The organism is Pararhizobium sp. LjRoot235, from assembly GCF_964254145.1.
Lineage (GTDB): Bacteria > Pseudomonadota > Alphaproteobacteria > Rhizobiales > Rhizobiaceae > Pararhizobium.
Map to the genome: position 1 here is coordinate 264,169 of NZ_CAXUSP020000001.1, position 14,128 is coordinate 278,296.

Here is a 14,128-nt window from a genome sequence, read left to right on the forward strand (position 1 = left end):
GCTCAGACGGTGACCCGGCGAAGTGTAAGATTAATGCGGCCGCCGTTTTTCAGAAGTGTCGAGGTGTTGGGGTAGATCTTGTCCACGCCGTGAAAGGCAAGACGCGCCTCGCCGCCCAGCACGACGACATCACCGCTCGACAATTTGAACGACAGGGTCCGGTCGTTTCGCTCCCGCCCGCCCACGCGAAACAGACAGCTATCGCCGAGCGAAATGGACACGACCGGCATCTCCAGATCCTGCTCATCACGGTCCTGGTGCAAGCCCATGCTGGCATCCTCGGTATAGAAATTCACGAGACAGGCCTGCGGTTCCTTGGACGAGCCGGAAACGGCGCGCCAGATATCGAGAAGCGCATCCGGCATCGGCGGCCATGGCTTTCCGGTAACAGGGTGCTCGCGCTGGTACCGATAGCCGCGCTCCTTGTCCGTCACCCAGCCGAGCGGGCCGCAATTGGTCATGCGCACCGACATCGGCTTACCGGTCTTCGGCATCGCCGGCACGAAAAGCGGGGCCTCCGCGGCGATGGCGCGAATGCTCTCCACCAGAGCTTCCTGCTTTTCGCGGTCGAGAAAGCCGGGGATATGGCGAATACCCTGGGGAAGAACCCGCATCGAAACACCTATTGCTCCAGCCTAACAGAGTGCAGTGACGGACAAAAACAAGGCCCGCGCAAAAAACCTCATTCGCTTTCAGGACGGCCGCGCATCTTCTTGACTTCGCCGCGCCCCGTCTTTTCCTTCAGGCGGCGCTCGATCGAGCCCTTCGTCGGCCTGGTCTTTCGCCGCGGCGGTGGCGGCGGCTCGGCAGCCTTGAGGATCAGTTCCTTCAACCGTTCGCGCGCATCCTCGCGATTGCGCTCCTGGCTGCGAAAACGGCTCGCCTCGATCATCAGAACGCCGTCCTTTGACATCTTGCGACCGGCGAGCTTGATGGCGTTTTCGCGCACCCGCTCCGGCAAAGCCGGCGATGCCTTGATTCCGTAGAACAACTGGACGGCCGTCGAGACCTTGTTGACGTTCTGGCCGCCCGGACCGCCGGCCAGCACGAATTGCTCCGTCAGTTCCCAGCCGGCAATGACGATGTTGTCGTTGATATAGAGCGGATCGCTGGCCATGACGTTCTTCCTTCCATCGCTCTATCTCACAGGATCGCGAGCTTGAAAACGCATGAGCTGCCAGACATAAGAAAACCCGGCCTTTTCAAGCCGGGTTTCACGTGAATCATAGCCTGCGATTTATATTCGGTGGTCTTTTTTACTCCGCAGCGAGCTTAGCGCCCGGGGCAGCATCGCGAACGCTGCCGTCGACGTGGTTTTCGAACTTGGCGAAATTGGCAACGAACATGTCCACCAGCTTGCGGGCCTGCTCGTCATAGGCGGCATCGTCGCTCCAGGTCGAGCGCGGATCGAGGATCTTGCTGTCCACGCCGGAAACCACAACAGGCACGGCGAAACCGAAATTGCTGTCCGTGCGGAACTCCGCCGATGCCAGAGAACCGTCGAGTGCTGCTGCAAGCAGGGCGCGCGTCGCCTTGATCGGCATGCGGTTTCCGGTGCCGTAGGCGCCACCGGTCCAGCCGGTGTTCACGAGCCAGCAATTGACGCCGTGTTCTGCAATCAGCGTTTTCAAGAGGTTGCCATACTCGGACGGATGGCGCGGCATGAAGGGGGCGCCGAAGCAGGTTGAGAAGGTCGCTTCCGGCTCGGTCACGCCCTTTTCCGTTCCTGCCACCTTGGCGGTGTAACCGGAGAGGAAGTGATACATGGCCTGGTCAGGCGTCAGACGCGCGATCGGCGGCATCACGCCGAAGGCGTCGGCCGTCAGCATGATGATTGTGCCCGGATGGCCCGCAGTGCCGGTCTTGCTGGCATTCGGGATGAAGTCCAGCGGATAGGCACAGCGCGTATTTTCGGTCAGCGAGCCATCATTGAAATCCGGCACGCGGTTGTCGTCGAGGATGACGTTCTCGAGCACAGTTCCGAACCGGTGCGTCGTTGCGAAAATTTCCGGCTCGGCTTCGGCCGACAGGCGGATGGTCTTGGCATAGCAGCCGCCTTCGAAATTGAAGATGCCGTCGTTGCCCCAGCCGTGTTCATCGTCGCCGATCAGCGTACGTTTCGGATCGGCCGACAGCGTCGTCTTGCCGGTGCCCGAAAGACCGAAGAAGACCGCCGCGTCGCCATTCGGACCGACATTGGCAGAGCAATGCATCGGCATCACACGCTTGGCCGGCAGCAGGTAGTTGAGCATGGTGAAGACCGACTTCTTCATCTCGCCGGCATAGGACGTGCCGCCGATCAGGATGATGCCCCTGGTGAAGTTGCAGGCAATCACGGTTTCGGTGCGGCAACCATGGCGGGCAGGATCACCCTTGAAACCCGGTAGATCGATGATCGTCAGCTTCGGTGCGAAGGTGGCGAGTGCCGCCTTTTCCGGACGGATCAGCAGGTTGCGAATGAACAGCGAATGCCAGGCGAATTCCGTTACGACACGCGTCGGCAGGGCGTTTTCCGCATCGGCACCGCCGATCAGGTCCTGAACATAGAGCGACTTGCCCTTGGCATGATCGAGCATGTCCTGATGCAGGATCTCGAAATGTTCCGGCGACATTGCGTTGTTGTTGTCCCACCAGATTTCATCCGCCGTATTGGCATCGCGAACGACGAATTTGTCCTTCGGGGAACGGCCCGTGTGCTGTCCCGTCAGGGCACGCACAGCGCCATGAGCGGTCAGCTGCGCCTCGCTGCGGCGCAGGATTTCCTCATAGAGTTCAGCGGTGCCGAAGTTATACCGAACCATGTCCAGGTTGGTGAAACCGATTGATTCCAGCCCAAGGGATGGGTTGCGAATGCCGAGTTCCTTCATGGTTCAGCTTTCCTCCGTGGTTTGCATAAAGAACGTTGAATGTTAGTGAACATAAAAGGAGTAGTGAGAAAAGACAAGGTTACTGTCTCAAAATATCTAATAATTTCAGTATATTAATCGATTTAAAGGAATTTATTGCTTTTTTAATCGGTTGAATCGCCGCTTTTCGACCGGCTTTTTTCCAGCCAAATGGCGCTTTCCCCGCCTGCCACATTGCTTTTGCTTTTTACTTCGCCACAATTTGTTCCACCTTTATACTCAAGAAACGCCTCGTGCCGCAGCAGTGACCCGGACGACCGGGCTTCCGCGGAGGCGTAGTGAAATGGTGGAGCCCTATACGATGCAGACGATTGCACTTGTCGATGACGACCGGAACATCCTGACCTCGGTGTCGATTGCGCTGGAAGCGGAAGGATACAAGGTCGAAACCTATACCGACGGTGCGTCGGCCCTCGACGGCCTGCTTGCCCGGCCGCCGCAGCTGGCCATCTTCGACATCAAGATGCCGCGCATGGATGGCATGGAGCTTTTGCGCCGCCTGCGCCAGAAGTCGGACATTCCGGTGATCTTCCTCACCTCCAAGGACGAGGAGATCGACGAGCTGTTCGGCCTGAAGATGGGCGCCGACGATTTCATCACCAAGCCCTTCTCGCAGCGACTGCTGGTTGAGCGCGTCAAGGCAATCCTGCGTCGCTCGGCCAACCGCGAAGCCGCGGCTGCAGCGAATTCCGGCAGCGGCGCCAAGACCGCCGCTGATGTTCAGGCGCGTTCACTGGAGCGCGGCCAGCTGTCGATGGACCAGGAGCGCCACACCTGCACCTGGAAGAACGAGCCGGTGACCCTGACGGTCACCGAATTCCTCATCCTGCATTCGCTGGCGCAGCGCCCCGGCGTCGTGAAAAGCCGCGATTCGCTGATGGACGCCGCCTATGACGAGCAGGTCTATGTCGACGACCGCACGATCGACAGCCACATCAAGCGGCTGCGCAAGAAGTTCAAGATGGTCGACGACGACTTCGACATGATCGAGACGCTCTATGGCGTAGGCTATCGCTTCCGCGAATCGGCTTAAAGACCGCAATGGACGGCCGTGGCCCGGGCGATATAGCGCGCCACGGCCACACTGGCATGGCTTGTCACGGAACTGTATGATACGGCTCCGGGCTAGGGCGAACCGCAATCGGGTTTAGCTTGAGAACAGCCATAGCTGCCATTGATATGCAGGAGCCGCGCGAGCGGGAGTTGAAGGCTTGGTCGAAGTCTTGCGAAACATCGATGTGGACGACAGTGACGCGGGGACCGCGTCCGGCCGGAAGTGGGCGCATCCCTTCACGCTGATTCGCCGCATCTTCGGCAACGCCGTGTTTTCGAGCCTGACGCGCCGTATCCTGTTCTTCAATCTCGTCGCGCTCGTGGTCCTCGTCGGCGGCATCATGTATCTGAACCAGTTCCGCGAGGGACTGATCGATGCCCGCGTCGAAAGCCTGTTGACGCAAGGCGAGATCATTGCCGGCGCCATCGCCGCTTCCGCTTCGGTCGATACCAACTCGATCACCATCGACCCGGAAAAGCTCTTGGAGCTGCAGGCCGGACAGAGCATCACCCCGCTGCCGAGCGACGAGGATCTTGAATTTCCGATCAACCAGGAACGTGTGGCACCGGTGCTGAGACGCTTGATCTCGCCGACCCGCACCCGCGCCCGCCTGTTTGACGCCGATGCCGACCTGCTGTTGGATTCACGCCACCTCTATACCGGCGGACAGGTGCTGCGTTTCGACCTGCCGCCGATCGATCCGGAATCGGCAACTTGGTCCGAGCGGCTGAATTCGTGGTTCAATCGCGTCCTGCAGCCCGGCAACCTGCCGCTCTACAAGGAGCCGCCGGGCGGCAACGGTGCCATCTATCCGGAGGTCATGAACGCGCTGACCGGCGTTCGCGGCGCCGTCGTGCGTGTTACCGAAAAAGGCGAACTGATCGTCTCTGTCGCGGTTCCAGTCCAGCGGTTCCGCGCCGTTCTCGGCGTTCTTCTTCTCTCGACGCAGGCCGGCGACATCGACAAGATCGTTCATGCCGAGCGGCTGGCCATCATTCGCGTCTTTGGTGTCGCAGCCCTGGTCAACGTCATCCTCTCCCTGCTTCTGTCGAGCACGATCGCCAACCCTCTGCGGCGCCTTTCGGCCGCCGCCATTCGCGTGCGGCGGGGCGGTGCCAAGGAGCGCGAGGAAATTCCGGATTTCTCGTCCCGTCAGGACGAAATCGGCAATCTCTCCGTGGCCCTTCGCGAAATGACGACGGCGCTCTACGACCGTATCGCCGCGATCGAGAATTTTGCCGCGGATGTCAGCCACGAATTGAAAAACCCGCTGACATCGCTGCGCAGCGCCGTCGAAACCCTGCCACTCGCCCGTACGGACGATTCAAAGAAGCGACTGATGGATGTCATCCAGCATGATGTGCGCCGACTCGATCGCCTGATCAGCGATATCTCGGATGCCTCGCGGCTCGATGCCGAGCTTGCCCGCAGCGACGCCAAGGCCATCGATCTGGAGAAACTAGTCGGCGATCTCGTCGACATTTCCCGGCAGATACGCGGCGGCAAGAAACCGGTGCAACTCAGCTTTGTCGTCGAGCGCAAGGACAATCCGAAGGCCCGCTTCGATGTCGCCGGTTACGAACTCAGGATCGGCCAGATCATCACCAACCTCATCGAAAACGCCCGCTCCTTCGTGCCCGAGGAAGGCGGCCGCATCATCCTGCGCCTGACACGAACCCGCAGCCGCTGCCTGATCTATGTCGAGGACAACGGCCCCGGCATCCAGGCAGAAGACATCGACCGGATCTTCGAACGCTTCTACACCGACCGGCCGGAGGCTGAGGATTTTGGCCAGAATTCGGGCCTCGGCCTGTCGATCTCTCGCCAGATCGCGGAAGCCCATGGCGGCTCTCTGAAAGCCGAGAACATGACGGACGCGAGCGGCAGGATCACCGGCGCGCGCTTCATCCTGTCGTTGCCAGTAGAGACCAACGCATGACGGACGAGGCGGTCAATATTCACGCCACTGCCGTCGTGCTTGGGACCCGTGGTTTCTTGTTCGTCGGCCCATCCGGCGCAGGCAAGACGGCCTTGGCGCTCTCCTGTCTGGCGGCAGCGAGAGGAAGCGGATTGTTTGGCGCCCTAGTATCGGATGACCAAGTGCTGATCTCGGTGCGAAATGGCAGGGTCCTCGCCCGCCGGCCCGCCTCCATCGCCGGGTTGGCCGAAATCCGCGGCGCCGGCATTGTCCAGGTGGAGACGATACCGGCGGCTGTGCTGGATTTCGCCGTTCAGCGCGTCAAACCGCCGTTTGAACCGCGCCTGCCGCCCGAAAATGAGGTCTTTGCTCTTCCGGCAGGCAATTTTTTGCCGTTGCTGCGGCTTCCCTTCGGAGAGAGCCTGAATTCCTTCGAAATTTTGCGGCTTATCTTGCCTCAAAATGCCAATTTTCAAGGACAATGCTGCCTTCAAAAGTAGCATTTTTGGATTTTTAACTTGCACTTCGCCTTTTCCTTGCCAAGATGGCCGCCCCAAAGGTGGACGAAATTGCTGCATTGCGATATCTGACCATCGTAGATTAGCGGATGCAGTTGGAGCGGAGACATCATGATCGGACTTGTGCTTGTCACTCACGGCAAGCTGGCTGAAGAGTTTCGTCATGCGCTGGAGCATGTCGTTGGTCCGCAAAAGTCGATCGAGACTGTCTGCATCGGCCCTGAGGATGACATGGATCAACGCCGCCAGGATATCCTGGAAGCGGTTCTCTCGGCCGATGAAGGCAATGGCGTCATCATTCTGACGGATATGTTCGGCGGAACGCCGTCCAATCTGGCAATCTCGGTGATGCAGAGCGGCACAGTCGAGGTCATCGCCGGCGTCAACCTTCCCATGCTGATCAAGCTCGCCGGCGTCCGTGGCGAAAGCGATATGGACAAGGCACTCGTCGAAGCATCCGAAGCAGGCAGGAAGTATATCAATGTCGCAAGCCGTGTCCTCAGTGGCAAATAGCGAAGTGGTGCCGGTGGCGCTTTCCCGCGAACTGCTGATCATCAACAAGCGAGGGCTGCATGCCCGCGCTTCCGCCAAGTTCGTCCAGACGGTGGAAGGCTACGACGCCGAGATCCAGGTCTCGAAAGACGGCATGACCGTCGGCGGTACGTCGATCATGGGGCTGATGATGCTTGCCGCCAGCACTGGCTGTTCCATCTCCGTCGTTGCCAGCGGTCGTCAGGCGCAGGAGGCGCTCGACGCTCTCGACGCGCTGGTCGCCGACAAGTTCGGCGAGGAAATCTGAGCTTTCTTTTTTGTTCGGGATGAGCCGGTCCCGGGTTCGATCGGAAATCGGCCCACTCTAGAGACATAAAGATATAAAGACTTCTTTATGTCCTGTTGCTCCCTTTCATGAATCCTGCTAGGTGAGAACCAAACTTCTCGGCTCCCTGCCGGAAGTGCAAATTTCAGTGCGCCCTGCCCGGATCGTAAACACGTCAGGTCCCGGTGCATGGCCTCAAGCCGGAGAGCTTCATGAGCACGACGAACGACTATCTGGTTGCGGATATCGGCCTTGCCGATTTCGGCCGCAAGGAAATCACCATTGCCGAGACGGAAATGCCGGGCCTGATGGCCTGCCGCGAGGAATTCGGTGCGAAGAAGCCGCTGAAGGGCGCGCGTATCACCGGTTCGCTGCACATGACCATCCAGACGGCCGTGCTGATCGAAACGCTGGTCGCACTCGGTGCCGAGGTCCGCTGGGCATCGTGCAACATCTTCTCCACCCAGGATCACGCCGCCGCGGCGATCGCCGCCAGCGGCGTTCCGGTCTTCGCCGTCAAGGGCGAGACGCTGGAGGAATACTGGACCTACACCGACCGGATCTTCCAATGGGCCGATGGCGGCGTCTCCAACATGATCCTCGATGATGGCGGCGACGCCACCATGTATATCCTGCTCGGCGCCCGCGCCGAGGCCGGCGAGGACGTGCTGTCGAGCCCGACCTCGGAAGAAGAGGAAATCCTCGTCGCCCAGATCAAGAAGCGCCTTGCCTCCTCCCCGGGCTGGTTTACCAAGCAGCGCGACGCGATCAAGGGCGTGACCGAGGAAACCACCACCGGTGTCAATCGTCTGTACCAACTGCATGCCAAGGGCCTCTTGCCCTTCCCGGCGATCAACGTCAACGATTCAGTCACCAAGTCGAAATTCGACAACAAGTACGGCTGCAAGGAATCGCTGGTCGATGGCATCCGCCGCGGCACCGACGTGATGATGGCCGGCAAGGTCGCCGTCGTCTGCGGTTACGGCGATGTCGGCAAGGGTTCGGCAGCCTCGCTGTCGGGCGCTGGCGCCCGCGTCAAAGTCACCGAAGTCGACCCGATCTGCGCCCTGCAGGCCGCCATGGATGGCTATGAAGTCGTGCGGCTCGAAGATGTCGTCTCGACCGCCGATATCTTCATCACCACGACCGGCAACAAGGACGTCATCCGCATGGACCACATGCGTGAGATGAAGGACATGGCGATCGTCGGCAATATCGGCCACTTCGACAACGAGATCCAGGTTTCCGCTCTGCGCAACCTGAAATGGACCAATGTCAAGCCGCAGGTCGATCTGATCGAGTTCCCGAAGGGCAACCGGATGATCCTTCTCTCGGAAGGCCGCCTGCTCAATCTCGGCAACGCCACCGGCCATCCGTCCTTCGTCATGTCGGCGTCGTTCACCAACCAGGTTCTGGCCCAGATCGAGCTCTTCACCAAGGGCGAACAGTACGACAGGAAGGTCCACATCCTGCCCAAGCACCTCGACGAGAAGGTTGCCCGCCTTCACCTCGGCAAACTCGGCGTCAAGCTGACGGAGCTTTCGGAAGAACAGGCCAATTATATCGGCGTGAAGCCGCAGGGTCCGTTCAAGGCTGAACACTACCGCTATTAATCCTTATCCGGATAATCCACAACATATAGAGGCCCCGATCTTGACAGTAGATCGCGGCCTCTTTTTTTGCCTCGCCCTTTCCGACGATTCGCCGAAGGCGTATGTTTTCGGGACAATGATTCGTGACAAAGATGCGGTACAGACCGTCGCGAATGGGATGTCTTGTCGTTTATGCGGCAAACGGACGGAGACATTCCGGGCTGCAATCGAAATTGAACGAGGCCTGCCGACGGCAGGATTTCGATTTGGCACGACGTGGCGATTTGCAACCGGCCTCCCGCATTAATTCCTTAGATCAGAATCGATTTAAGGACAAAATTTTGCGGCAGGTCAAACTGTTGCGGGGCCGCGTGTCCGAACGGACGCGTAGCCCTGCAAAGACCTTGTACAGGCTCCGCCGAAAGGTCGGGGCACGCTTCAAGGTGTTGAAGACACATAAGATCGTCCATGATTCGGTTTTTTTCCGATCATGGCATCCTATGTGATGCAAACGGGGAAGCATGCCATGGAAACAGGTCCTTCGAAACGCGCTGGTGGCCGGATTCCGTCCTTGCTGCGCCGGTTCATGGCGAGTTCCGCGCTTGCGATCGGCGCCGGCCCTGCCCTTGCGGCGGCTGACGACGTCACCACGGCGAGCGTTTTCCACTCCTCCGAAGTCGTCACGTTTTCCGTCCTGATCGGGGTGATCTCAGCGGCAATGATTTCCGCCATCTGGCTGATCCGCCAGCGCGGCAATATCGAAACCGACAACCGCGAGCTGAACGCGGCGCTGGCCGACGCCAATCACAAGATTTCGCGCTTTCAGGCCCTGATCGCCGACAAGAACCGCCGTATCGTCGTCTGGGAGGGGCTGTCAAACAAGCCGGAGTTCCTGGGACATCTGCCTGCCGAAACGGGCGCCCCGCAGGATGACCGCGATTTCCTCGCGTTCGGCCGCTGGCTCAAACCCCAGTCTGCCTCCGAGCTCGAAAAGGCTATCGAGCTTTTGCGTTCCAGTGCCCAGAGCTTCGATCTCATCGTCGAAACAACCCGCGGCGAGATCGTCGAGACCCAGGGCCGCGTCTCCGGTGGCCGGGCATTCGTGCGCTTCGTCGCTCTCAACAATTTGCGCGCAGAACTCGCCGAAATGAAACTGGAGCGGGATCGCCTGCACGGATCGCTGCTCAGTCTTCAGACCCTGCTCGATGCGATCGATCTGCCGGTCTGGCAGCGCGGGGCCGACGGCACGCTCCTTTGGGTCAATGAAGCCTATGCGGTTGCGGTCGAATCCGCCAATCCGGGTGTCGCGGTGAAGGAAAACCGCGAGCTTCTGGCGACGGTAGCGCGCGAAAAAATCCGAGCGCTCAGCACCTATGATTCCGCTTATCGCGAAAAAGTCTCCACCGTGGTTCGGGGGAACCGGACATTCTTCGACGTCGTGGATGCCAGAAGCCCGGCCGGATCGGCCGGCATGGCGATCAATGTCTCGGACGTCGAGGCCGTTCGCGAGGAACTGAACCGGACCCTGAAAAGCCACGCCGAGACACTCGATCAACTGGCCACGCCCGTTGCGATCTTCGATGGCAGCCAGCGCCTGCAGTTCTACAATCAGGCCTTCCAGAGGCTCTGGGCTCTCGACATGGGCTTCCTGGAACGAAAGCCGGGCAACGGCGAGATTCTCGACCGGCTGCGCGCTGCCGCAAAGCTGCCTGAGCAATTAAACTGGAAGCAGTGGAAAGAAAATGCCCTCGCCGTCTATCAGGCGATCGACACGCAATCCGACCTGTGGCACCTGCCGAACGGCCAAACGCTGCGCGTTTTCGCAACGGCCCGTCCGCAAGGCGGCGCGACCTGGGTGTTCGAGAACCTGACGGAGAAGGTCGATCTCGAAACCCGCTACAATACGCTCGTGCAGGTTCAGGGCGAGACCATCGACCATCTGTCAGAGGGCGTCGCGGTGTTCGGGCCGGATGGGCGCATCAAGCTGTCCAACCCAGCCTTCCGCGCGCTTTGGGGCGTCACTGAGGCGGAAGCCAAGCCCGGCACGCATATCCGCACCATCGAGCAGGTCTGCGCGCCATCCTACGACCAGCCCGATGGCTGGAAGCGTTTTTCGCACCTCATCACCAGCTTTGACGACGAGCGACCGTCCTGCCAGGGCATCCTCGAACTGCGTACCGGTCTCATTCTGGATTTTGCCGTCATCCCGCTGCCGAATGCGCAGACGATGCTGACCTTCGTCAACATCACCGACAGCGTACGCGTCGAGCGGGCACTGACCGAGAAGAACGAGGCGCTGCGGATGGCCGACCATCTGAAGAACGACTTCGTCCAGCACGTCTCCTATGAGTTGCGCTCGCCGCTGACCAATATCATCGGCTTTGCCGATCTTTTGAAGACGCCCGCCTTCGGCATGTTGACCGAGAGGCAAGCAGAATATGTCGACCATATCTCCACCTCGTCCTCGTTGCTGCTGACGATCGTCAACGACATTCTCGATCTCGCGACCGTTGATGCAGGCATCGTCGAGCTCGACCTGTCGGAAATCAACCTGACCGACTTCCTCGACGAAGTCTCTCTTCAGATGGCCGATCGACTGCAGGAAAGTGCCGTGACGCTGCAGATCGATACGCCCGACATGCTCGGCCTGTTCGTCGCCGACCATCAACGGCTGAAGCAGATCCTTATCAAGCTCCTGACCAATGCCGCCAATTTCGCGCCCGACGGCAGCACCATCAGCCTCAGATGCCGCCGCGACGGCAGCGATTTCGTCTTCAGCGTGACCGACAACGGTCCCGGCATCCCGCAGGACATTCTCGATACTGTGTTCAACCGGTTCGAAAGCCATGGAACACGCGGCGGCGCCGGTCTTGGCCTCTCCATCGTCGAGAGCTTCGTCAGCCTGCACCATGGCACGGTGTCGATCCGCAGCCACGAAGGCAAGGGAACGGAAGTGACCTGCTGCATCCCCTCGGGCGATCTCCCGAAATTCGCAGCGGCGGAATGATGCAGGCGATCGAACTCCTCCTGAAAGACGAGACCGCAACCATCCAACTCGGCGAGGACCTAGTGCTGGCCTTGAAGCCGGGCGACTGCCTGGCGCTCTCCGGCGACCTCGGCGCCGGCAAATCGACGCTTGCCCGCGCCTTCCTGCGCGCCATGGCCGACGACGAGACGCTTGAAGTGCCAAGCCCCACCTTCACCCTGGTGCAAAGCTACGATCTGCGCATTCCCGTTTCACATTTCGACCTCTACCGGCTGGCGGACGTTTCCGAGCTCGACGAACTCGGTCTCGACGAAGCACTCTCCGACGGCATCTGCCTGGTGGAATGGCCTGAAAACGCGCTGTCGGCGCTGCCAAAGACGCGGCTCACCGCCACCTTTTCCCACCTTGACGATGGTCGTCGCGTCACCATCTCCGGCGACCCAATGGCCCTGTCGCGGGTCATGCGCAGCCTGGCAATTCGATCCTTCCTCGACGACCGTGGATACGGCAACGCACGGCGCCGGCATCTTAGTGGCGATGCGTCGGCACGCGCCTATGAACGGATCCTGATCGAGGGGCAGCCAGTGAGACTCCTGATGGATTCGGCCCGCCACAAACCCGGCCCGATCCTGCAGGATGGCAAATATTACCAGCAGCTCGCCCATCTCGCCGAAAATGTCGTCCCCTTCGTCGCGATTGCTCGCGACATTCGGAACAAGGGATTTTGCGCCCCCAACGTTTACGAAGCCGATCTCGACGCCGGCATTCTCCTGATCGAAAATCTCGGCAGCGAGGGCATCCTCGATGCAGACGGACAGCCGGTCGCCGAGCGCTATCTCGAAAGCGTGCGAATGCTTGCGCATCTGCATGCGCAGCCGGTGACCCGCGACATACCGCTGTCCGAGACCATCACGCACCACATTCCCGATTTCGATCGCACGGCGATGAAGATCGAAACCAGTCTGCTGATCGACTGGTATCTTCCGTGGAAGCGCGGCGAGAAGGCGTCCGATGCCGAACGCGACACGTATTTTTTGGTTTGGGATTCACTGATCGATCTCCTTGGCGCGTCGGAAAAGAAGCTGCTGCTTCGCGATTTCCATTCGCCGAACATTATCTGGCGCGACAAGCGCTCAGGCTTCGACCGCGTCGGCATCATCGATTTCCAGGACGCGATGATCGGCCCTACAGCCTATGACGTGGCCTCGATCACGCAGGATGCGCGGGTGACGATTGAGCCGGACCTCTGCGGCGAGATGCTCTCGCTCTACTGCTCGCAACGCCACGCTCTCGGCGATTTCGACGAAGTGACGTTCCGGCGCGACTGGCATCTCATGTCGGCACAACGCAACTGCAAGCTCGCCGGCATCTGGGTCCGGCTGATGCGGCGCGACGGCAAGCCCTTCTACATGAAGCACATGCCGCGGACATTCTCCTATCTTCAGGTGGCGCTCGAACACGAAGCGCTCGCGCCCTTGCGCGAATGGTGCATAAAGGCTGGAATCCTTTAAAGCGCAACGCGTCAAACTTGACGCGCAAAGGTCGCTATAACACTTTGAAACCCGAATCACCGGTCAGGAATTCAGTGGATCACGTGCTGCCTATGCCCATCAAGAACGCCATGGTGCTTGCCGCGGGACTTGGCACCCGGCTGCGGCCCATTACCGACACCATACCGAAACCGCTGGTGCCCATCGCGGGGAAGCCGATGATCGACTACGTGCTCGATGCGATCGAAGCTGCGGGGATCGAGACGGCTGCAGTCAACGTCCACCATTTCGCCGATCAGATGGAAGCGTATCTGAAAGACAGAAGCCGGCCACAAATCGTCATTTCCGACGAGCGGGCTGCGCTGATGAATTCCGGCGGCGGTCTTGCCAAGGGCTTGAAACTGCTCGACGATGGCCCTGTCCTCGTCATGAACGCCGATCTCTTCTGGGTCGGCGAAAAGCCGGACGCGCCTTCCAATCTCGAGCGTCTTGCATCGTTCTTCGATCCGGAAACCATGGACATGGCGCTGCTGTGCGTGCGCAACGAAGACACGACCGGACATAACGGCAAGCTGGATTTCTCGCTCGATACACAGGGCCGCCTTTCCCGCTACAAGGAAGGCATGGAAAATCCGGTCGTCTATGCGGGCGCGATCGCCCTGCATAGCCGGCTTTTCGCCGATGCTCCGGAGGACGCCTTCAACCTGAACATCTATTTCGACAAGGCGATCGAGAGAGACAGGCTGTTCGGCATCGTGCTCGAAGGCCATTGGCTCACCGTTGGGACGCCGGAAGCGATCGGCGAGGCTGAGGAGGCGATCCGCCGCTTCCAGACGAGGGCGTGACG

At 60.0% G+C, this 14,128-nt stretch carries 12 protein-coding genes; 9 read left to right on the forward strand and 3 right to left on the reverse strand.

Annotated elements, in window-relative coordinates:
- Positions 1–2: 2 nt before the first annotated feature.
- The 3 genes from ACSQ2Z_RS01320 to ACSQ2Z_RS01330 all read right to left on the reverse strand — a co-directional run bounded on the left by ACSQ2Z_RS01320 (position 3) and on the right by ACSQ2Z_RS01330 (position 2,867).
- Positions 3–614, reverse strand: coding sequence for an alpha-ketoglutarate-dependent dioxygenase AlkB family protein (locus ACSQ2Z_RS01320; RefSeq protein ID WP_436079548.1), 612 nt, complete (start codon positions 612–614; stop codon positions 3–5).
- A 68-nt stretch (positions 615–682) separates the two neighbouring features.
- Positions 683–1,117, reverse strand: a complete 435-nt coding sequence (arfB, locus tag ACSQ2Z_RS01325; protein WP_436079549.1) for an alternative ribosome rescue aminoacyl-tRNA hydrolase ArfB — start codon at positions 1,115–1,117, stop codon at positions 683–685.
- A gap of 139 nt (positions 1,118–1,256) precedes the next feature.
- A complete protein-coding gene (locus ACSQ2Z_RS01330; protein ID WP_436079550.1) occupies positions 1,257–2,867 on the reverse strand; it encodes a phosphoenolpyruvate carboxykinase in 1,611 nt (536 codons plus the stop codon).
- Between the two features lie 340 nt (positions 2,868–3,207).
- On the opposite strand from ACSQ2Z_RS01330, the gene ACSQ2Z_RS01335 reads away from it, so the two are divergent.
- The 9 genes from ACSQ2Z_RS01335 (at position 3,208) to ACSQ2Z_RS01375 (ending at position 14,126) form a co-directional block, all read left to right on the forward strand.
- Positions 3,208–3,939: a response regulator transcription factor gene (locus ACSQ2Z_RS01335; RefSeq protein WP_436082933.1), complete on the forward strand. Its 732-nt coding sequence runs from the start codon at positions 3,208–3,210 to the stop codon at positions 3,937–3,939.
- 178 nt (positions 3,940–4,117) lie between these two features.
- Entirely contained in the window at positions 4,118–5,899 is a 1,782-nt protein-coding gene (locus ACSQ2Z_RS01340) for a stimulus-sensing domain-containing protein (RefSeq protein WP_436079551.1), read from the forward strand.
- Positions 5,896–6,378 (forward strand): HPr kinase/phosphorylase, encoded by a 483-nt coding sequence (locus ACSQ2Z_RS01345; RefSeq protein ID WP_436079552.1) that lies wholly within the window; start codon positions 5,896–5,898, stop codon positions 6,376–6,378. Before ACSQ2Z_RS01340 ends, ACSQ2Z_RS01345 begins: the two co-directional genes overlap by 4 nt.
- A gap of 129 nt (positions 6,379–6,507) precedes the next feature.
- Entirely contained in the window at positions 6,508–6,909 is a 402-nt protein-coding gene (locus ACSQ2Z_RS01350; protein WP_018327133.1) for a PTS sugar transporter subunit IIA, read from the forward strand.
- A complete protein-coding gene (locus ACSQ2Z_RS01355) occupies positions 6,878–7,195 on the forward strand; it encodes an HPr family phosphocarrier protein (protein WP_436079553.1) in 318 nt (105 codons plus the stop codon). Before ACSQ2Z_RS01350 ends, ACSQ2Z_RS01355 begins: the two co-directional genes overlap by 32 nt.
- A 230-nt stretch (positions 7,196–7,425) precedes the next feature.
- Entirely contained in the window at positions 7,426–8,826 is a 1,401-nt protein-coding gene (gene ahcY, locus ACSQ2Z_RS01360; protein WP_436079554.1) for an adenosylhomocysteinase, read from the forward strand.
- Positions 8,827–9,331: 505 nt separating this feature from the next.
- Entirely contained in the window at positions 9,332–11,812 is a 2,481-nt protein-coding gene (locus ACSQ2Z_RS01365) for an ATP-binding protein (protein WP_436079555.1), read from the forward strand.
- On the forward strand, positions 11,812–13,302 hold the full coding sequence (tsaE, locus tag ACSQ2Z_RS01370; protein ID WP_436082934.1) for a tRNA (adenosine(37)-N6)-threonylcarbamoyltransferase complex ATPase subunit type 1 TsaE: 1,491 nt from the start codon (positions 11,812–11,814) through the stop codon (positions 13,300–13,302). Before ACSQ2Z_RS01365 ends, tsaE begins: the two co-directional genes overlap by 1 nt.
- Positions 13,303–13,394: 92 nt before the next feature.
- A complete protein-coding gene (locus ACSQ2Z_RS01375; protein ID WP_436079556.1) occupies positions 13,395–14,126 on the forward strand; it encodes a nucleotidyltransferase family protein in 732 nt (243 codons plus the stop codon).
- Positions 14,127–14,128: the final 2 nt, after the last annotated feature.

Coding starts and splice junctions, on each gene's coding strand:
- ACSQ2Z_RS01320 (WP_436079548.1), bottom strand. CDS start 614: ATGCGGGTTCTTCCCCAGGGTATTCGCCATATCCCCGGCTTTCTCGAC.
- arfB (WP_436079549.1), bottom strand. CDS start 1,117: ATGGCCAGCGATCCGCTCTATATCAACGACAACATCGTCATTGCCGGC.
- ACSQ2Z_RS01330 (WP_436079550.1), bottom strand. CDS start 2,867: ATGAAGGAACTCGGCATTCGCAACCCATCCCTTGGGCTGGAATCAATC.
- ACSQ2Z_RS01335 (WP_436082933.1), top strand. CDS start 3,208: ATGCAGACGATTGCACTTGTCGATGACGACCGGAACATCCTGACCTCG.
- ACSQ2Z_RS01345 (WP_436079552.1), top strand. CDS start 5,896: ATGACGGACGAGGCGGTCAATATTCACGCCACTGCCGTCGTGCTTGGG.
- ACSQ2Z_RS01350 (WP_018327133.1), top strand. CDS start 6,508: ATGATCGGACTTGTGCTTGTCACTCACGGCAAGCTGGCTGAAGAGTTT.
- ACSQ2Z_RS01355 (WP_436079553.1), top strand. CDS start 6,878: ATGTCGCAAGCCGTGTCCTCAGTGGCAAATAGCGAAGTGGTGCCGGTG.
- ahcY (WP_436079554.1), top strand. CDS start 7,426: ATGAGCACGACGAACGACTATCTGGTTGCGGATATCGGCCTTGCCGAT.
- ACSQ2Z_RS01365 (WP_436079555.1), top strand. CDS start 9,332: ATGGAAACAGGTCCTTCGAAACGCGCTGGTGGCCGGATTCCGTCCTTG.
- tsaE (WP_436082934.1), top strand. CDS start 11,812: ATGCAGGCGATCGAACTCCTCCTGAAAGACGAGACCGCAACCATCCAA.
- ACSQ2Z_RS01375 (WP_436079556.1), top strand. CDS start 13,395: ATGCCCATCAAGAACGCCATGGTGCTTGCCGCGGGACTTGGCACCCGG.